The 18325-nt window shown below is 28.9% G+C and carries 21 protein-coding genes; 6 read left to right on the top strand and 15 right to left on the bottom strand.

Going from position 1 to position 18325, the window contains the following annotated elements; genetic code table 11:
- Window positions 1–83: 83 nt before the first annotated feature.
- A complete protein-coding gene (gene sosA / locus HMPREF2629_RS04970; RefSeq protein WP_017174664.1) occupies window positions 84–317 on the bottom strand; it encodes a DNA damage-induced cell division inhibitor SosA in 234 nt (77 codons plus the stop codon).
- 143 nt (window positions 318–460) lie between these two features.
- Between sosA and lexA the strand changes: the two genes are divergently transcribed.
- Complete coding sequence (gene lexA / locus HMPREF2629_RS04965) at window positions 461–1081, top strand: transcriptional repressor LexA (RefSeq protein ID WP_002449099.1); 621 nt, start codon at window positions 461–463, stop codon at window positions 1079–1081.
- A 205-nt stretch (window positions 1082–1286) separates the two neighbouring features.
- Here the strand turns inward: lexA and HMPREF2629_RS04960 are convergent, their stop codons facing one another.
- The 4 genes from HMPREF2629_RS04960 to rpmG all read right to left on the bottom strand — a co-directional run bounded on the left by HMPREF2629_RS04960 (window position 1287) and on the right by rpmG (window position 4089).
- On the bottom strand, window positions 1287–2312 hold the full coding sequence (locus tag HMPREF2629_RS04960) for a CAP domain-containing protein (RefSeq protein WP_019835491.1): 1026 nt from the start codon (window positions 2310–2312) through the stop codon (window positions 1287–1289).
- 14 nt (window positions 2313–2326) lie between these two features.
- Entirely contained in the window at window positions 2327–3304 is a 978-nt protein-coding gene (guaC, locus tag HMPREF2629_RS04955; protein ID WP_070813188.1) for a GMP reductase, read from the bottom strand.
- Between the two features lie 194 nt (window positions 3305–3498).
- Entirely contained in the window at window positions 3499–3768 is a 270-nt protein-coding gene (rpsN, locus tag HMPREF2629_RS04950) for a 30S ribosomal protein S14 (protein WP_002449108.1), read from the bottom strand.
- Between the two features lie 171 nt (window positions 3769–3939).
- Window positions 3940–4089, bottom strand: coding sequence for a 50S ribosomal protein L33 (gene rpmG / locus HMPREF2629_RS04945; protein WP_001265708.1), 150 nt, complete (start codon window positions 4087–4089; stop codon window positions 3940–3942).
- A 249-nt stretch (window positions 4090–4338) separates the two neighbouring features.
- Here rpmG and HMPREF2629_RS04940 point away from each other — a divergent pair, with 249 nt between their 5' ends.
- Window positions 4339–5787, top strand: a complete 1449-nt coding sequence (locus HMPREF2629_RS04940; RefSeq protein WP_019835492.1) for an amino acid permease — start codon at window positions 4339–4341, stop codon at window positions 5785–5787.
- Window positions 5788–5923: 136 nt separating this feature from the next.
- A complete protein-coding gene (locus tag HMPREF2629_RS04935; protein ID WP_017174660.1) occupies window positions 5924–6238 on the top strand; it encodes a hypothetical protein in 315 nt (104 codons plus the stop codon).
- A gap of 83 nt (window positions 6239–6321) precedes the next feature.
- Here the strand turns inward: HMPREF2629_RS04935 and HMPREF2629_RS04930 are convergent, their stop codons facing one another.
- The 4 genes from HMPREF2629_RS04930 to HMPREF2629_RS04915 are packed head-to-tail and all read right to left on the bottom strand — an operon-like array spanning window position 6322 to window position 10439.
- Window positions 6322–7125, bottom strand: coding sequence for a Cof-type HAD-IIB family hydrolase (locus HMPREF2629_RS04930; protein ID WP_017174659.1), 804 nt, complete (start codon window positions 7123–7125; stop codon window positions 6322–6324).
- Window positions 7126–7175: 50 nt separating this feature from the next.
- The gene (gene thrB, locus HMPREF2629_RS04925; protein ID WP_017174658.1) at window positions 7176–8093 is read right to left on the bottom strand and encodes a homoserine kinase; all 918 of its coding nucleotides are present in this window, start codon (window positions 8091–8093) and stop codon (window positions 7176–7178) included.
- Between the two features lies 1 nt (window position 8094).
- Entirely contained in the window at window positions 8095–9156 is a 1062-nt protein-coding gene (thrC, locus tag HMPREF2629_RS04920) for a threonine synthase (protein ID WP_017174657.1), read from the bottom strand.
- A 5-nt stretch (window positions 9157–9161) separates the two neighbouring features.
- A complete protein-coding gene (locus HMPREF2629_RS04915; protein WP_070444116.1) occupies window positions 9162–10439 on the bottom strand; it encodes a homoserine dehydrogenase in 1278 nt (425 codons plus the stop codon).
- Between the two features lie 199 nt (window positions 10440–10638).
- On the opposite strand from HMPREF2629_RS04915, the gene HMPREF2629_RS04910 reads away from it, so the two are divergent.
- Window positions 10639–12018, top strand: a complete 1380-nt coding sequence (locus tag HMPREF2629_RS04910) for an aspartate kinase (protein ID WP_049382342.1) — start codon at window positions 10639–10641, stop codon at window positions 12016–12018.
- Window positions 12019–12070: 52 nt separating this feature from the next.
- On the opposite strand, the gene HMPREF2629_RS04905 is transcribed toward HMPREF2629_RS04910, so the two are convergent.
- Window positions 12071–12652, bottom strand: coding sequence for a hypothetical protein (locus tag HMPREF2629_RS04905; protein WP_069723780.1), 582 nt, complete (start codon window positions 12650–12652; stop codon window positions 12071–12073).
- Between the two features lie 318 nt (window positions 12653–12970).
- Here HMPREF2629_RS04905 and HMPREF2629_RS04900 point away from each other — a divergent pair, with 318 nt between their 5' ends.
- On the top strand, window positions 12971–13828 hold the full coding sequence (locus HMPREF2629_RS04900; RefSeq protein WP_049382340.1) for a hypothetical protein: 858 nt from the start codon (window positions 12971–12973) through the stop codon (window positions 13826–13828).
- A 51-nt stretch (window positions 13829–13879) separates the two neighbouring features.
- Here HMPREF2629_RS04900 and HMPREF2629_RS04895 read toward each other — a convergent pair whose 3' ends face one another.
- Window positions 13880–14425 carry a thermonuclease NucI gene (locus HMPREF2629_RS04895; protein ID WP_049382339.1) on the bottom strand — a complete coding sequence of 182 codons (546 nt, stop codon included), beginning with the start codon at window positions 14423–14425 and terminating at the stop codon, window positions 13880–13882.
- A 168-nt stretch (window positions 14426–14593) separates the two neighbouring features.
- On the opposite strand from HMPREF2629_RS04895, the gene HMPREF2629_RS04890 reads away from it, so the two are divergent.
- Window positions 14594–14785 carry a hypothetical protein gene (locus HMPREF2629_RS04890; RefSeq protein ID WP_017174651.1) on the top strand — a complete coding sequence of 64 codons (192 nt, stop codon included), beginning with the start codon at window positions 14594–14596 and terminating at the stop codon, window positions 14783–14785.
- 105 nt (window positions 14786–14890) lie between these two features.
- Here the strand turns inward: HMPREF2629_RS04890 and HMPREF2629_RS04885 are convergent, their stop codons facing one another.
- From HMPREF2629_RS04885 to HMPREF2629_RS04870, 4 genes are read right to left on the bottom strand one after another with little or no spacing between them, the layout of a single operon-like run.
- Window positions 14891–15493 carry a response regulator transcription factor gene (locus tag HMPREF2629_RS04885; RefSeq protein ID WP_061815403.1) on the bottom strand — a complete coding sequence of 201 codons (603 nt, stop codon included), beginning with the start codon at window positions 15491–15493 and terminating at the stop codon, window positions 14891–14893.
- Window positions 15490–16584 (bottom strand): sensor histidine kinase, encoded by a 1095-nt coding sequence (locus tag HMPREF2629_RS04880; RefSeq protein WP_017174649.1) that lies wholly within the window; start codon window positions 16582–16584, stop codon window positions 15490–15492. The genes HMPREF2629_RS04885 and HMPREF2629_RS04880 overlap by 4 nt, the downstream gene beginning before the upstream one ends.
- Window positions 16585–17319: an ABC transporter permease gene (locus HMPREF2629_RS04875; protein ID WP_017174648.1), complete on the bottom strand. Its 735-nt coding sequence runs from the start codon at window positions 17317–17319 to the stop codon at window positions 16585–16587.
- Window positions 17312–18190 (bottom strand): ABC transporter ATP-binding protein, encoded by an 879-nt coding sequence (locus HMPREF2629_RS04870; RefSeq protein ID WP_017174647.1) that lies wholly within the window; start codon window positions 18188–18190, stop codon window positions 17312–17314. Before HMPREF2629_RS04870 ends, HMPREF2629_RS04875 begins: the two co-directional genes overlap by 8 nt.
- Between the last annotated feature and the right edge of the window lie 135 nt (window positions 18191–18325).

The raw sequence follows: 18325 nt of genomic DNA, 5'->3' as shown, positions 1-18325 counted from the left end.
TTCACTTATCCAGATACTTTATGTCCCAGCCTCTATTCCCATTTCTTAGAAGTAATAACTTTTTATCTATATCTCTTAAATATTTATTTAACTAAGGCGAACACTTTATAGTCTGTTTGTTCTGTATTATCGGGTATATCGTTCTTATAATCATCGTTTAAAATCGCTTTTTTAGGGATCGTATGATCGGTAATTTCGTACATGTGTTCCGTATGAGCGTTCTGATATAAGTTAGTAAAAAACACCAGAAAAACGATGCAAGATACTACTAGAACAATTATATTTTTAATGATATTACTAGTATAATTACTAAGCATTTATTTTCACTCCTAGAACATTTGTTTGTATAAATACTTTAACAGAACGAGTGTTCCTAGTCAATAGTATTACGAACAAATGTTTGTTTAAAAAATCAAAAAATGCTATACTATATTAAAATAAACTTAGGGAGTGCCTATATATGAGAGAGTTAACTAAAAGACAAAGTGAGATTTATGATTATATTAAACATGTTGTTCAAATAAAAGGTTATCCACCAAGTGTAAGAGAGATTGGTGAAGCTGTTGGTCTTGCTTCAAGTTCAACTGTGCATGGTCATTTATCTAGATTAGAAGAAAAAGGATATATTAGAAGAGATCCTACTAAACCTAGAGCAATTGAAATCGTGAGTGATCAAAATAATGATATGACTAGAGAAGAAACTATCTATGTTCCTGTTATCGGTAAAGTTACAGCTGGAGTTCCAATTACAGCAGTAGAGAATATAGAAGAATACTTTCCATTACCAGAACATTTAACATCCACACACAATAGTGATGTGTTTATTTTAAATGTTATCGGTGAAAGTATGATTGAAGCGGGTATTTTAGACGGAGATAAAGTAATTGTAAGAAGCCAAACTATTGCTGAAAATGGAGATATTATCGTAGCAATGACTGAAGATGATGAAGCTACTGTAAAACGTTTTTTTAAAGAAAAAAATCGATATCGTTTACAACCAGAAAATAGTGCTATGAGTCCTATTTACTTAGATAATGTAACAGTTATCGGTAAAGTTATTGGTCTTTATAGAGAATTGTAGTTTATCTCTTGTTTGTTACGTTAAAATCTCTTATATATATGTTTAATATACAAAAAACTAGAAGTGCCTAAGCACTTCTAGTTTTATTTTTTATTTAAAATCTCTTTAACTTTATCAAGTATATCTTTTTTCTTATTTTTCTTTGTAGGCATAATATCAACTTCCTTGCAAAAAGAACATACCCCTATATATTATAAATCAAACATTATCCAGCATAGTTTTCTGTCCAAAATGGTTGTCGCTTATTATTAAAATCTACACCTACACCTAATGTATTAACGTGTGTATTTAAAATATTTTCCCGATGTCCTAGAGAATTCATAAGTCCTTCGTGAGCATAAATACTACTTTGTTGACCATAAGCTAAATTTTCAGCAGCAGCATTAAATTGTATACCATCACGTTTCATTCTATCGAAAGGTGAATGACCATTTAAATCAGTATGCTCAAAATAATTATTTTTAACCATATCTTCACTATGTTTTCTTGCAGTATTAGATATTTTTTTAGAGTAATCCAATGTATTTAATCCGTGTTGTTTTCTTTCTGCATTAACTAAATCAAAGTTTTGATATTCAAAGCTTTTTTCTAGCGTTGTAGAAGGTGCACCATATTGCTTTTGTAATCGGTTTTCCATCGATTCACTCACTTGCAACAACCCTGTTAAGTTATTTTTATTATGTTTATCGTAAAATGCAGTTGTATAAATGTGATCTTTATAAAAAACATCATATTCATCATTTTTTACAACAAAACGATTACGTCCTTTTGCAATTTTATCTACTGGCTTACCAAGACGTTGTTCAACCACTTTTTTAGGGGTATTATATTTAATTTTAGATTTAGAAGTTATAATGTTTTGATTACTAAATAAAGCATTAACTTTATTATTAATATAACTTACCATTAAAAAATTTTGATAATCATCATTATAATAAGTGTACCATTTTGTACCATATTCATTTGAAGTCACTCTTTTTGGTCGCCCTATCTTATTTTCTACTTCCTTTTGTGACATATTTAATTGAATATTATTAACTGCGAATTCTTGTTTTTTTGGAACTTTAAGCACATTATTTTTATAGCTTGTATCTTCATTTAATAAAACTTCTACTTTATCTCTTACATTATTTTGCAAATGAATAAAAAACTGGTTTTCTTCGATGGGTTTTATAATGATAAATAACAGAAATATTGCAGTAAATAAAAGGAATTTTTTAATAACATTCACCTACTAAATATATATTAATCTCTATCACCATTAAAAATTGAGTTTCTTACAATAACATAGTCAACAGTAGTTAGTGATTTTAAATCTTTGCCGCCAGCATAGGAAATTGAACTTTGAAGATCTTGTTGCATTTCAACTAAGGTATCTTTTAATGAACCTTTATGTTCCACAAACATTTTCTTCCCTTCAACATTCTTATGTTCTCCTTTTTGGAATTCGGAAGCACTACCAAAATATTCTTTATAACGTTTACCATCTAACTCAACTGTTTTGCCAGGAGATTCTTCATGCGCTGCAAATAATGAACCAATCATAACCATAGTGGCTCCAAAACGAATAGATTTCGCGATATCACCATGTGTTCTAATACCTCCATCAGCAATAATTGGTTTACGTGCAGCTTTACTACAAATGTTTAATGCAGCTAATTGCCATCCTCCTGTACCAAATCCAGTTTTAATTTTAGTAATACACACTCGTCCTGGTCCTATACCAACTTTAGTAGCATCTGCACCAGCATTTTCTAATTCTCTTACTCCCTCAGGCGTTCCTACATTACCAGCAATAACAAATGATTGAGGAATATGTTTTTTAATATGTTTAATCATATTAATAACCGAATTAGCATGACCATGGGCGATATCAATTGTAATATATTCAGGTATTAAATGCTCAGTTTTTAATTTTTCTATAAATTCAAATTCAGTTTCCTTTACACCCACTGAAATAGAAGCGAAAAGTCCTTTATTTTGCATTTTTTTTATAAAAGGTATGCGACCTGCTTCATCAAAACGATGCATAATATAAAAATAATCATTTTCTGCAAACCATTCAGCTAAAGATTCATTCATAACTGTTTGCATATTAGCAGGAACCACTGGCAACTTAAAAGTTTTAGGTCCAAATTGTACAGTTGTATCACATGCAGATCTACTATTAACAATACATTTATTTGGAATTAATTGAATATCTTCATAATCAAAAATTTTCATACTTTAAATTTCCCCTATACATTAAAAATTAAAAAGACACTGTAGACATAAATAAAATATCTGACGCTTTAAAAAATCATTTATAACGTAATCTAGAGCGAGAAATCACCTTTTCCTCGCTCTTATTATTTATATCCTTATATACTTTACAATTTTTTAAATACAATGTAAATGGACTAAAGTATTAGTTTCAGTTACCAACTAGATTTTTTCACACCAGGAATTTGACCTTTATGAGCATGTTCTCGAAATGCAATTCTAGACATTTCAAATTTTCTCATTACACCTCTTGGGCGTCCTGTAACTTTGCATCTTCTTGTTAAACGAGTTGGAGATGAATCTCTTGGCAATTTTTTTAATGCTTTATAATCTCCTTTTTCTTTCAGTTCTTTACGTAATTCATAATATTGATTTACTAATTTTTCTCTTTTTAATTCTTTAGCTATTTTAGATTTTTTAGCCATATAATATCTCCTTTTTACAAATCGTAATAATTACGTTTTATATCTTAACATACTTTTAAAAAATTACAAAGACAATTATTTTAAAATTAAAAGACTCACACATGTTATTCATCTTAAACATGTATGAGTCTATAATAGTTTATCTTTTTGTCGTATTTAAAAGATAAGGAATTATTTAGTTTCACGGTGTAGCGTGTATTTATTTAGTCTTGGGCAATATTTTTTCATTTCAATACGCTCAGGGTTATTACGTTTATTTTTTGTTGTAATATAATTACGATCGCCACATTCAGTGCAAGCTAAAGTTACATTAACGCGCATCAATAACATCCTTTCTTGTTATATATAATTAGGAATTCTTACGATTTAAAATTCTATCATATCCTTTATTTTTACGCAATAAGTTTCTTTTAATTTAATCAGTTTCCTTCTACGTACCAAAAACTAATCGTTTTAAAAAATCAGAAAATTTAAAATTTTTAAAACAAATTGTTCAAAAGTTATTGAATACTTGACCTAAAACGATTAAAATGATTTGTATATTTTAAATTTTAATTTAGGAGATATTATATGGAAGATAACAATATGAAACGCGGTCTTAAGTCAAGACACATATCTATGATTGCTATCGGAGGCGCAATAGGTACTGGACTTTTTGTTGCTACAGGTAGTGTCGTTTCTCAGGCAGGACCTGGAGGAGCTATCTTAGCTTATTTATTGATAGGAATCATGCTTTATTTTTTAATGTCGTCTATTGGAGAACTTGCTACATTTTATCCTGTATCTGGTTCGTTTAGTTCATATGCTACCCGTTTCATTGATCCGTCTATCGGTTTTACAATGGGATGGTTGTATTACATTCTATGGTCTTTAGTATCAAGCGTTGATGTAATGGTAGCTTCTAATGTTTTATTTTATTGGGATGTATTTAAAATTTTCAGTCCTCTGGTATGGAGTTTAATTTTTATAACGATTATATTCCTATTAAATATCTTTACTGTTAAAGCATTTGGCGAAACAGAATTTTGGTTATCATTAATTAAAGTAATCACAATTATTGTATTTATTGTTGTTGGTATATTAATGATTTTTGGTATTCTTGGTGGACATACATATGGATTCGAGAATTATACCAAAGGTGAAGCACCTTTTGTAGGTGGTTTATCTGGTTTCTTAGCAGTATTACTTGTAGCAGGATTTTCTGTGGGTGGTACGGAAGTTGTAGCTGTCACTGCAGGTGAATCTGATAATCCTGAAAAAACTATGCCAAGGGCTGTTAAGCAAGTATTTTGGAGAATTTTATTGTTTTATGTTTTATCTATTGTCGTCATTGCAGCTATTATTCCTTATACTGATCCTTTATTATTAAATAAAAATCAATCGGTATCTCAAAGTCCATTTACTATAGTTTTCGATCGAATCGGTATAGCATTTGCAGCATCAATTATTAATGCTGTCATTCTTACATCGTTACTATCTGCAGCGAATTCTGGAATGTATACAACAAGTAGAATGCTTTTCTCTTTGAGTGATGAAAAGCAAGCACCAAAGTTTTTAAGTAAATTAAATAATAAAACGAAATTACCGATGCGTTCAATAGTCACTACTTACATTTTAGTAGTAGCAATTATTATTCTAGCTAATTTCTATGCTAATGCAGTATTTAGCTTGTTAAATATCATTGGCTCTTTAGTAATTATTGTATGGGCAATAAGTGCATGGGCTCAAATACGTTTACGTAGAGGGATTAAACGTCAAGGCAAAGATATTAACACATTATTGCCTTACAAATCACCACTTTTCCCTCTAGGCCCTATCATTGTGTTTGCTACATTAATTTTCTTATACCTTGGTAATTCTATCGGTGATTTATTTAATGGTAATATAGGCGATTTTTTTGTTAATATCATGCCTTTAATTGTCTTAGCAATTATCTTTATCGTGCATAAATTGATTCGTAAAACTAAATTTGTAAAATTAGATCACATGGATCTTACAACCCATCATTATCATGATTAATATCATCGTTTATTTAGGAGTAGAATTAAATACAATTCTACTCCCGTTTTTATTCCTAAACACAATATGTATATTTTCTAATAGTCGTTTATTTTGTATAATGAGTATAACGATAACGACTTAGAGGTGACTGAGTATGGTAGGTCAAACAAATTTATTTGATGACGTAATAAAGAGTGATGAACGTTTTGTTATTGTCGTACAATCTTTAGAAGAAAGAAATGGACAATTACTGAAACGTACATTGCGTGAGTATCCTAGTCTAACTCATGATCAAATGGAAAACTTATTTACACACTTAAAAGATGTATTTCGAGATGAGCCATTTCACGTTAACCAATCTGCATATACAATAACAGTATATACAAATTTAGATTATGCAGCTGATCAAGTATATGCTCATGTAAAAAGAAATAAAGGTAAACATGACTGGACACATACTGCTAAATAATTAGTTATGATAATAAAAAAGAGGAAGCGAAACATGATTCAATACGAATTCATTCCGCTTCCTTTTTAATTTATATAAATGTTTTATAGCAATTCTTTAAGCGCTACTGGTATACCATTAGAATCATTATCTAATGTAACTTTATCTGCAATTTTTTTTAATTCTTCACTCGCATTTCCCATTGCTACAGCATATCCTACAACTTTAAACATTGATTGGTCATTGAGGCTATCTCCAAAACAAATCACTTCTGATAATGAAATATTTAACTTTTCGCATAAAGCTTTAATTGCATTACCTTTAGAAACATCTTTAGCCATGAATTCCAGGAAGAAAGGTTTGCTCGTCGTCACATCAATATCAGAATTAAATGTTCCATTTAATTCGTTACGTGCTTTTGAAATATTTTCTTCATAATCAACGCCCATTGTTTTAGGTACATCAGACTGAATATACGCTTTAATATCATCCACTTGTTTCATAGGTAGACCAGTTAATTCTGATTCAATTTTACGATATTCATGTTCTGTATCAAAGATAATTTGTCCGTCTTGATACGTTAATGTTAAAAAGCCTTTTTTACGACAATAGTCTGTAATTTTATCAAAATGATCTTTAGTTACACTTTTACTTACTTCAATTTCTTCTGTTTTAGCGTTAATTGTTTTACCGCCATTATAACTAATGATATAGCTTTGATAATGATCTAACTTTAATTCTTTAGCTACTGGAATCATTCCTTCAGTTGGTCTTCCAGAAGCTAAAACAATTTTATATCCTTCTTCTTGTAGTTGAATTAAATAGTCTTTGGTTTCAGGACTAACTACATTATCACTTGTCATTAAAGTGTCATCCATATCCATAACAATCATTTTATAGTTACTCATTTCTTAGTTGCTCTCCTTTCATTTTTGCTCTTATCTATTTTACAATAATTTTATGAAGGATACACAACTTCTTCAATAACACCTACATTATTAATTGTTGCATGTTCAGAATCGCAAGTTGTTATTTCTGATTTTAATGTTCTAACAAGTTCTCCACTTTTTTCTTTACGACTCAATGTCAATATCGTTGGACCTGCTCCACTAATCACTGTAGCATAAGCATCATATTTTTGGGATAGTACTTTTACTTTTTCAAATTCAGGAATCAAGTGTTGACGATAAGGTTCATGAAAACCATCTTGTGTCATCATTTTTCCGGCAAGGTCATAATTATGTTGAATTAATGCACAAATCATTGTATTGCTAATCGCACTATTTTGAACTGCCTTCTCATGAGAATAATTATCTGGAAGTACCCTACGTGAGTCTTCTGTTTTGAGTTCATATGTTGGGATAGTAAGAATTACATCTACATCAGGTATATCAATATGTGCCACATTTGTCTCTTTGGTTTCAGGATTATAATATCCTGCGAGTAATCCACCATAAATTGTAGGTGCTACATTATCAGGGTGCCCTTCTATTTCAGTAGCTAGTTGTAGTAATTCATACTTAGATAATTGAATATTACCGAAGTAGTTAGCGATATATAATGCTCCAACTAAAGCGGATGCAGATGATCCTAATCCTCTTGCTAATGGAATTTCACTTCTCATCGACACTTTTAAATTAGGTAAAGTTACATTATATTTTTCAGCTACTTGTTGTGCAACTTTATAGACATAATTACTTTTATCTTTCGGTAATGAGTCTAACTCTTCATTTAAATATTTAAATTCCCAGTTACTGCCTTCCGCTTCCTCAACATATAGGTATAAATATTTATTAATTGCCATACCAATAGAATCAAATCCTACTCCTAAGTTAGCAGTTGATGCAGGTATTTTCAGGTGAAGTGATGGCTTCATATTAAAGTGTTCCTTTAATATAATTGATAATACTTTCTTTATTGTTTGGAAGCGGTTGAATTGGATTATCTAAAATTGAGATAGCAGTGTCTGGATCTTTTAATCCATTACCAGTTAATATTGCTACTACTTTTTTACCTTTCGGCAATTTTCCTGCACGTTGTAATTTGATTAAACCAGCAATTGAAGCATTACTTGCTGGTTCACTAAATACGCCTTCTTTAGATGTCATTAATTGATATGCTTCTAAAATTTCATCATCAGTCACACTATCAATGAGGCCATTCGATTCTTCTAACGCAACAGTTGCTTTTTTCCAACTTGCTGGATTACCGATACGGATTGCTGTAGCGATTGTTTCAGGATTTTTAATGACTTTATTTTGAACAATTGGTGAGGCTCCTTCTGCTTGGAAACCAAATAATTGAGGAAGTTGACTTCCTTTTTTCTCATGATACTCTTTAAAGCCTTTCCAATAAGCAGTAATGTTTCCTGCGTTTCCTACTGGGATTGCTAGAACATCTGGAGCTTCTTCTAATTGTTCGACAATTTCAAATGCACCTGTTTTTTGTCCTTCTATTCTAAATGGATTAACAGAATTTACTAATTCAATATCATCATCATTTTGTGCAATCTCTTTAACGATTTCTAATGCTTCATCGAAGTTACCTTCAATTGAGACAATTTCTGCACCATACATGACCGCTTGCGAAAGTTTACCTAAAGCAATCTTTCCTTCGGGAATCACTACAATTGCTTTTAAACCTGCACGTGCAGCATAAGCTGCTGCTGAGGCAGAGGTGTTTCCTGTTGAAGCACAAATCACCACTTTTTTACCTTGTTCTTTCGCTTTTGTTACAGCCATTACCATTCCTCTATCTTTAAAAGAACCGGTTGGATTAGCACCCTCATATTTAACATATAAATCAATATCTAGCATTTCTGATATATTAGCACAGTGAATCAGTGGTGTATGTCCTTCATTTAAAGTAAGTTTAGGTGTATCTTCATTCACCGGTAAATAATCTTTAAATTCTTCTACTAAACCTTGCCATCTTTTCATAATTATTAAACTCCTTCAACTGGATAAATTTTTTCAATGTTGTAATTTTCTTTACTAAGTAGTGATTCAGGTGATTGGTCTAATCCGGTAACCACAACTCCATAAGAACTAGAATCACGTTGTTCTATTTGAAGTGATTTGTGGAATGGTAAATCTGATTTAAGTTGATCTTTAAGTTTATCAATTGATTCATCACTATGAATGACAACATAGTAATTTAATTTTTCTCCAATAGCAATTGCGTCACCATTATCCATTAATTCTCGAGTTTTATTTGTTTTTAATTCGAAATGAGGTGGAAGTGTATGTAAATTTGATTCAAAGAAGAGTGCTACATTTAATAAATCACTCACTACTGCACTACCAGTAGCTAAGCTACCTGCTCCTTTACCATAAAACATTGTATCCCCTACAGCATCTCCAATAACGTAAATTGCATTGTATTCATTTTCTACTGCTGCAAGCTGATGTGATTTATGTATTAAGGTTGGTTCAACGGATGCATTAACTTCTCTATGATGATATGTACTTTTACCAATCAATTTAATCTTATAACCTAATTTGTCAGCTACATTAATATCAGATAATGTTGTTTTACTGATACCTTTTACTTTCACATCATTTAACTTAATTACTTGGTTAAATGATAAATAAGACGTAATCACTACTTTTCTAGCTGCATCAATACCTTCTACATCATCAGTAGGATCTGCTTCAGCAAATCCTAATCTTTGTGCTTCAGCAAGTGCATCTTCAAATGAAGTTTGTTCTCTCGTCATTTTTGAAAGAATAAAATTTGACGTACCATTTAAAATTCCCATAAATTTAGAGATATTATTAGCATTTAACCCATTATTAATCGCGTTAACAATGGGAATACCACCTGCAACACTTGCTTCAAATTTTAAGGCTACGCCTTGTTGTTCTGCTAGGTTCTCTAGTAATTCTAAATGCACAGCAAGTAGATCTTTGTTTGCTGTAATGACATGTTTTTTTCTTTTTAAAGATTCTCTTAACCAATCAACAGTTGGTTCAATTCCTCCCATTACTTCTATAACGATATCAATATCATCATCGTTTAAAATTTCATTAATGTCTTCTGTTAAATGATATTGACTAATATTAATAGGTCTTTTTTTAGTGGTATCTCTTACTAAAATATGTTTAATAACAATATCTTTATTTAGAGTATCTTTAATTTGTTGTCGATTTTCTTCAATAATTTTTACTACACCTGAGCCTACTGTTCCTAACCCTAGTAACGCGACGTTTAATTCCTTCATAATTTTTATCTTCCTCCCATTTGTATTATTGAGAAGTACAATTGTTTTATTGAAAAACACTTAAATTTATTATACTATTAAATCAAATTAATTGAATAGGACTTTTAAAAGAAAAAGTGAATATGTAGATATATATTATCATGTAGTATCAGGAAATTAAATAGAATTTTCTGATTTTTTAGAAAGGTTGGTAAATTTTATGAAAGTTGCTAAGTTTGGTGGAAGTTCAGTTTCAAATGCAACACAAATTAAAAAAGTCCTAAATATTGTCAATGATGACCCAGACAGAAAAATTATTATTGTATCTGCACCTGGTAAAAGACATAAGAATGATGTTAAAACGACTGACTTACTTATTCGTTTATATGAAAAAGTAATCAATCAATTGGATTATCAAGATAAAAAAAGAGAGATTATTCAACGTTATGCAGATATTTTAGAAGAATTACATATGGAGTCTACACTCTTAGAAACAATAGATGAAACACTTGAAACAATCATTAAACAATTAAACGATAAGCATGATCGTTTATACGATGCATTGTTATCATGTGGTGAGAATTTTAATGCTCAACTTATCGCTAAATACAACGATTCACAAGGCATTAAAACAACATATCTCTCACCAAAAGATGCTGGTATCTTAGTAACTGACTTACCACAACAAGCACAAATTTTAGAAGACGCTTATGATAAAATTTATAAATTAAGAGAAATTGAAGGAAAAATTATTATCCCAGGTTTCTTTGGTGTTTCTAAACATAACTATGTTGTTACATTTCCGAGAGGCGGTTCGGATATCACAGGTGCAATCATAGCGCGTGGTATTAAAGCATCATTATATGAGAATTTTACAGATGTCTCTGGTATTTTTAAGGCAAATCCAAATGTAATTAAAAATCCTGAACTTATTGAAGAAATTACATATAGAGAAATGCGTGAGTTATCATATGCCGGCTTTAGTGTATTTCACGATGAAGCATTACAGCCTTTATATAAACATAGAATACCCGTAGTCATTAAAAACACAAATCATCCAGAGGACAAAGGAACCTTTATTCGCCATGATCGTGAAGTTACAGATAAAAATCAAATTATTGGCATTAGTTGCGATAAAGATTTCACAGTTATAAATATTAAGAAATACTTAATGAATAGACAAATTGGTTTTACAAGAAGAATTTTAGAAATATTAGAAGACTATCATATCTCTTTCGATCATATGCCATCAGGTATTGATAATATTAGTATTATAATGCGTTCTAATCAAATTAAAAACATAGAGAATGAAGTATTGAGTGCGATTAGAAAAAAATGTGATATTGATGAATTAAGCATTGACCATGACCTTGCCATCTTAATGATTGTCGGTGAAGGAATGACTCAATCTGTCGGAACTGCTAACAAAATCACACATGCTCTAGCAGAATCAAATATCAACCTAAAAATGATTAATCAGGGTGCTTCTGAAATTTCTATGATGTTTGGTATTTCAAGAGAAAATGCAGATAAAGCTGTGTTATCAACTTATGAGTATTGCTATCATGGTGTATGCTTAAAAAATTTATGTCCTAAATAACAATTACATAAAAAAAATCTGAGACATCTATTTTGTCTCAGATTTTTTTATATTAAACTTTTTGTGTAAGTGCTTTTTTAATTTTATGCTCTCCCACTACCATTTTTAAAATTACAAATTGATAATAGCTTAAAGCATCTAAAACTGACTTATAATTGGCTTCTGAATTGTTTTGTTGATAATCTAGTAAATCATACATTAATACGATTTCAGGTTTGATATAATCGACATCCCAGGTTAATGAATGAAAATAAATACTATTTTTAGGTAATCGGATATTACTGTTTAGTCTAAATATCCATTCCTCATTTATAACATCATAAATAAAAATACTTAAAATAACTTTATCATTATTAACAACGTTTATATGAGAAATAGATGGAATATCTAAATTATCTTTATCCATGTTATGATTGGACGTATCATAATATTTAAATGTATAACTTGAAGGAATAACTTTTAAAACCTCTACTATTCGTTTTCTTTCTACACAAATATCGACTTTCGAAGGTAATTCAAAAAGTTCATTTAAAAATAGTTGAATAGCAACTTCACCGTGAAATTTGAATGCTGTACGGCATTGATTTTTTAATATTCCAACTAGTTCTTCTACATGATTTTGGTGATGATACATACAACTGTCCTCCTTAAAGGAAACGCTTTCATAAGTTAATTATACAGACACAATTTAATGTTTTCAATTTTTAATTTGTGAAAAATTTGTAAACCTTCTAACTCTTCTTTAGGGTATGAGATATAATTTTGCACAATTTTATATTTATAATAATGAATAAATTATATCCTGTTATTATGTTCTTTTTCAACTTAAATTATCATTTTTTGTTTATTGAACAATAAATATATTTTGTTTATAATTAATTATTGATTTCTATAGAAAATTAATTTAATCATTAATCTTCTAATTTACAAATATTAAACAGGAGGTGAGCATATGACACATACGATTATTCTAATTATTATTATTGTTATTCTTATACTTGCATTTGTACTCAATCAAAGATACATGCAAGATAGAATAGATACTGAAGTTTACGCTAAAAATCAAATGGTCTCTAAAAATTCTTTACTCAGTAAAGAAAATTTAGAACTTAAAAATAAAATATTAAGTTCTAATAACGAGATTAGTCCTCATTCCAAACGTAATGCTAAACGTGAATTACAAGATATCTTAGACCGTTTTAAAGCTTCAGGAAAATTAAAATATTATAATATTATTACGACTAGTAATTTAGCTACTAAACATCCACTGTTTGAGTATGCAAGAACATTTGACTATATAGTTGTGTCTGACGTAGGTCTTATTAATATTGACGTTAAAAGTTGGAAACAAAAAACATTTTATCATTTTGATTTACCTACTTCTGATCACTTAGAGGGTGATAATCAAAGTGTAGAACAAATTGTAGGGCATTATATTAGTAAACAATATCATAGTCAATTTGATTCAAATCGTAATGAAATATATACTTTTATTGAAAAAATTCAAAACAATCGAGTTATCTATGAGTTTTATCAACATGACCCTTATGAACAAGCCGCTATTAACGCAAAAATCTTAAAAGATGGCATTGAAAAATATTTTAATCATAAAGTTCAAAGTATTGGTGTCATTTATTTTAGTGATGGTAGTGTTAATATAATTGAAGGTGCTGAAGAAAGAGAGAAATATATTGATACAGTATCCACTAAATCTTCTTTAGAATCTGTTATTAATAATGCTATTGAATTATCTAAACACCCTCTATCTGAAACTCAAGTTAATACTATTGTTGAAAACTTTCATAACTAAAAAATGAGTATGGGAGAACATTCTTGACGAATGTTCTCCCATACTCATTTTTTAACTCCAAAGATTCACTTTATCTTTTTTAGCTTGCTGTTCATCTTTTTCAAATGTACTTCTATATTTACCATTAGGTGAGAAGTATTTTTCACGAGCTAATCCTTTTTTAACTAATTCTTCGTTATACATTGTTTTTTCATCTAACCATACATAGGCTAATGTACGACCATAACGGTCTTCTTTTTCCTTATCATATTCTAAGTACACATCTTTATTATTTAAATGTTGTTTGCTGTAATTAGAAGCTTCTTTCCCATAAGGTTGAACTGGTGTGTTAGGTTTAACCGTTTCTGGTGTATCAACACCAATTAAACGTACCTTAATTTGCTCACCATTTGATTTCTTAGCCGCAAATGTATCTCCATCTACAACCCGATCAACGTGGACTTTCTCTTTTCCTTTAAGTTCTGTCTGTGTTGAATTAGATGAAGAATGTTGACTATCGTCTTTAAATGGCCCTGTATGATTTAAAAATTGAAATGCTAATACGCCAATAACAATGATAGCAAGAACAATTATTGTTAAATTTTTCTTTGAATTCATAGGTGCCTCCTATATTATATTTTTAATACTCAAATATAATATATAATATGTATTTAATAATCAATCAATACTTTCGACCTAAAAAGTCTACCTATATTGAATTTATTTTCAAAAAATGATTAATTGATATTCAACATGATATAATTATACATGTTAGGAGTGAAATACATGAGCGAACGTAATGAAAATTTAGTCACGATGATTGCTGTCGTAATTGCTATTATCGTTGGCGTTATTTTACAAATCGTTTATAAACTGCCTATTATTGTTTCGGTTGTTATAGCAGTATTGTTAGGCATTTTAGTTGGATTTATTGTTTATATTATTCAAAGTATTATACGTAAACGAAAAGGTAAATAAGGGAGTATCATACAATGTCACTCTCAATAAAAGATTGAATTGAAAACATTAAATATTATTCAATTCAGTCTTTTTTATACATTCCTTAAATATTTTTCTTACTTTTTATATCCAGCCTTTTTCCTTTGCTTTCTTCCAAGCATTAAATCGATTCTCTGCATTTAATTTATCAATTATATTAGACGTATAATTTCTCACTGTCCCATCTGAAAGATAAAGTTTTTCTGCAATGTCTTTACTACTTAAATTATCTCCAATTTCACGTAATACCACTTGTTCTTTATGTGTTAAGGGATTAGATTCTTTGAATAAAGTAGTCATTAATGAAGTACTATATTCCTTTTCACCATTCATGACATGTTTAATAGTTTGTATTAAATCTTCTACGGAACGTTCTTTTAATACATAAGCATCTACTTCATTTGCCACAGCTTTTTCAAAATAACCTGGTCTTTTAAATGTAGTTACAATTATTACTTTAGTATCAATTTTAAATTCTCTTATTTTAGATAATACTTCTAAACCTGTTAGCCCTGACATTTCGATATCTAAAATTGCAATATCTGGATGATATTTTTCAATAAACTCAAATGCGTCACCCCCATTATCACAATCATTAACTACTTTCATTTGATCGTTAAATTCAATCAGTTGAACCATCGCTTTTCTCAACATATATTGATCTTCAGCTATTATAATGCTAATCATTTAATATCCTCTCTTGGTATCATAATACGTATATGCATACCATTTTTAGATTTAATTTCTAATTTTCCTTTAAGAAGTTGAACTCTATTTTCTATACTTTTTAATTTAAAGTCTTCAGTGGTGTTACAACCTTTTCCATTATCTTGAATAATTAGGTATAGATTATTATCTTCTTGTATCATTTCACAATAAATCTTACTAGCCTTTGCATGTTTAATGACATTATTGATTGCTTCTCTCAAAATCATTGATAGTATCGATTGCTTTGTTGGAGTTAAAACATTTACCTTTCTTATATTTTTTAATTCAAATTGAATGTTTGCATCTTTTAAAACATTTTTTATGGATTGAACTTCCTCTTCAAAACTTTGAGATTTTAAATTTTCAATAATATTTCTTACCTTAATTAAGGTATCTTTAGATATCTGATTAATCGCCAATATTTCATTTTTAGCTTTTTCTTGATCTTTATCAATCAACTTATATGCCAATTCTGATTTTAAACTAAGACTTACAAATACATGACCTAGTGTATCATGTAAATCTTGCCCTATACGTTGACGTTCTTGTTCTGCAATTAATGTATTAATATACTTATTTTTCTCTTCTATTTCATTTTTTAATGCTCCATCTTTTTTAGTTTTAAAATTCCCTAAAGTAATAATTAAAATAACTAAATAAAAGATAACTAATACAGTTATATATTGTATTTGATAAATACTTGTAATTATAAGACATAAAAATATTGCAATTATAAATGTGATAAATTCTTTTGACTTAATTGTTACTTCAAACATAAAAGGTAATGCAAATGCGCTAAAGAAAAAGAATAAGCTATTCATTGGATTAATTGCATAAACAAAATATATAATTCCTACATAATGAACCACTAATAGGCTATATATTACGTTATTGTTAAATCGATAATAATATATTACTAGCATAAGATATGACACAATAAAAATAGCTAAAACAATTAAATATACAGTTTGAGAACCTCGTTTTTCATTAAAGATACTTATAATTGGAAATAACAAATATATAAGCGTAGACAGCTCTCCTAATCTAACGCTCCATTTTCTTTTTTTCATCTAACTCACTTCTTTTCTGTGATTGATCCACACTGTAATAATTAAAAATAGTATACTATATACAATTAAAATAAATAATGAAGTAATATTTAAACCTTGATTTTTAGCTAATTCTAATGCAAAATTTTTCAAATGATATGTTGGAGTAATATTTGAAATTCTTTGTAACCAACTCGGAAATGTTTGAATTGGAAACCACAATCCTCCTAATATCGCTAATACCATATTAACTATATTGGCTAAACTACTTGCTTTTTGTGTTTCATTAAATTGAGCAATGATTAGTCCTAATGTTAAAAATAAACTTGCACCTATCCATAATGAAACACCTGAAAGCAACCATTGTTGTATACTCATATTTACGTGTTTATATAGATGAGCAACAGTAAAAATCAAAATAATAGCCAATAAAAATAACAATATTGTTTTTATCATTTTAGTAGTAAAATAGGTTTTACTAGATAAAGGCGTTACCATTAATCGTTTAAACCAACCTGTGTTTCTTTCTTCAATAATCTCTATAGGAAATTGCATTAAACAAAAACTCATCAAGCTAAACACTGTCATACTATACATATATTCTTTATAGAACTGCTGTTTCGCCTCTTCTGGTAAGTCTAGTAAAGAAGTAAATAATAAATAAAAGCCTACCGGTAATATGATTGATAAGAATGTTGTTAGTTTCTTTCGAAAAATAATTTTAAATTCTGTTTTTAATAAAGCGATATTATTCATTTTTAGTCCCTCCCTCTTTTACATCAGCAAATAAAATTGTTTCTAACAATGTTTGCTTTTCAATAGTCATGTCATTTAAATTTATATTTAATTTTTCCAAATAATATATTACTTTCTTAACATCAGATGTTTTAATTTTTAAAATAGTATCTTCAATTTTTACATCAAAATAATTTGTTAAATTCTGTAAATTATTGTCTACTGTATTTGGTACTTTAATTATTGAATATTGTTGGTTGGTTAATATATTTCTAGGTGAATCATTTAACTTAATAATGCCTTGATCAAGAAATATAACTTTATCTGCCATTCGTTCTACTTCTTCAATATAATGAGAAGTATAAAAAATAGATACATTTTCTTTTTTTAATTTCCCTATCATTGTCCAGAAATGTTCTCGCATTTCAACATCCATAGCTGCAGTAGGTTCATCTAAAATGAGAAGCTTTGGTTTTCCTATTAAACATAACCCAAAATCTAATATTCGTTGTTGTCCACCAGATAAGTGATTTGCATACAGATTCAATTGGCTATCATTCAATTTTGTAATTTTTTTAAATTCATCTATCGAAATTGCATCCTTGTATAGTTGACAAAATAATTTATATAATTCTTTTACTTTTATTAACCTAGGAAAAGACGTTTTTTGAAATAATACACCAATATGATTTAAATTTAATAAATGATCTATATCTATAATTTCTCCCGTTTCTGCTTTCAAATGATTAATTAAAATATTAATTAAAGTTGATTTTCCGGCTCCATTTTTTCCTATTAATGCAGTACTCATACCCTTTTCTATATTTAGTGATATATTTTTCAATACTGTTTTTCCATTATATTTTTTGGATAAATGTCGAATTTGAATCATAACTCATCACTTCCTTTTGTTAATATAAATAATTTATCAACAAACAAGTTATAATTTCAGATAAAAATGTCACTATTTTCAAATGACATTTGTCATATTAATAAAGAGTCCGGGACATAAAGTATCTAGATAAGT

Origin of the sequence: Staphylococcus sp. HMSC034C12 (genome assembly GCF_001835895.1) — a bacterium.
Classification (GTDB): Bacteria; Bacillota; Bacilli; order Staphylococcales; family Staphylococcaceae; genus Staphylococcus; species Staphylococcus hominis.
Note: the sequence above shows the minus strand (reverse complement) of the source record. Positions and strands in the feature narration are given on the sequence as shown.

Excerpts from the sequence above, each read along its gene's own strand:
- HMPREF2629_RS04885 (WP_061815403.1), bottom strand. The coding sequence starts at position 15,493 with ATGATTAGCATTATAATAGCTGAAGATCAATATATGTTGAGAAAAGCG.
- HMPREF2629_RS04930 (WP_017174659.1), bottom strand. The coding sequence starts at position 7,125 with ATGAGTAACTATAAAATGATTGTTATGGATATGGATGACACTTTAATG.
- HMPREF2629_RS04940 (WP_019835492.1), top strand. The coding sequence starts at position 4,339 with ATGGAAGATAACAATATGAAACGCGGTCTTAAGTCAAGACACATATCT.
- HMPREF2629_RS04915 (WP_070444116.1), bottom strand. The coding sequence starts at position 10,439 with ATGAAGGAATTAAACGTCGCGTTACTAGGGTTAGGAACAGTAGGCTCA.
- HMPREF2629_RS04880 (WP_017174649.1), bottom strand. The coding sequence starts at position 16,584 with ATGAAAAAAAGAAAATGGAGCGTTAGATTAGGAGAGCTGTCTACGCTT.
- HMPREF2629_RS04935 (WP_017174660.1), top strand. The coding sequence starts at position 5,924 with ATGGTAGGTCAAACAAATTTATTTGATGACGTAATAAAGAGTGATGAA.
- HMPREF2629_RS04875 (WP_017174648.1), bottom strand. The coding sequence starts at position 17,319 with ATGAATAATATCGCTTTATTAAAAACAGAATTTAAAATTATTTTTCGA.
- lexA (WP_002449099.1), top strand. The coding sequence starts at position 461 with ATGAGAGAGTTAACTAAAAGACAAAGTGAGATTTATGATTATATTAAA.
- rpsN (WP_002449108.1), bottom strand. The coding sequence starts at position 3,768 with ATGGCTAAAAAATCTAAAATAGCTAAAGAATTAAAAAGAGAAAAATTA.
- guaC (WP_070813188.1), bottom strand. The coding sequence starts at position 3,304 with ATGAAAATTTTTGATTATGAAGATATTCAATTAATTCCAAATAAATGT.
- HMPREF2629_RS04870 (WP_017174647.1), bottom strand. The coding sequence starts at position 18,190 with ATGATTCAAATTCGACATTTATCCAAAAAATATAATGGAAAAACAGTA.
- thrC (WP_017174657.1), bottom strand. The coding sequence starts at position 9,156 with ATGAAAAGATGGCAAGGTTTAGTAGAAGAATTTAAAGATTATTTACCG.
- sosA (WP_017174664.1), bottom strand. The coding sequence starts at position 317 with ATGCTTAGTAATTATACTAGTAATATCATTAAAAATATAATTGTTCTA.
- HMPREF2629_RS04910 (WP_049382342.1), top strand. The coding sequence starts at position 10,639 with ATGAAAGTTGCTAAGTTTGGTGGAAGTTCAGTTTCAAATGCAACACAA.
- HMPREF2629_RS04890 (WP_017174651.1), top strand. The coding sequence starts at position 14,594 with ATGAGCGAACGTAATGAAAATTTAGTCACGATGATTGCTGTCGTAATT.
- HMPREF2629_RS04905 (WP_069723780.1), bottom strand. The coding sequence starts at position 12,652 with ATGTATCATCACCAAAATCATGTAGAAGAACTAGTTGGAATATTAAAA.
- thrB (WP_017174658.1), bottom strand. The coding sequence starts at position 8,093 with ATGAAGCCATCACTTCACCTGAAAATACCTGCATCAACTGCTAACTTA.
- rpmG (WP_001265708.1), bottom strand. The coding sequence starts at position 4,089 with ATGCGCGTTAATGTAACTTTAGCTTGCACTGAATGTGGCGATCGTAAT.
- HMPREF2629_RS04900 (WP_049382340.1), top strand. The coding sequence starts at position 12,971 with ATGACACATACGATTATTCTAATTATTATTATTGTTATTCTTATACTT.
- HMPREF2629_RS04895 (WP_049382339.1), bottom strand. The coding sequence starts at position 14,425 with ATGAATTCAAAGAAAAATTTAACAATAATTGTTCTTGCTATCATTGTT.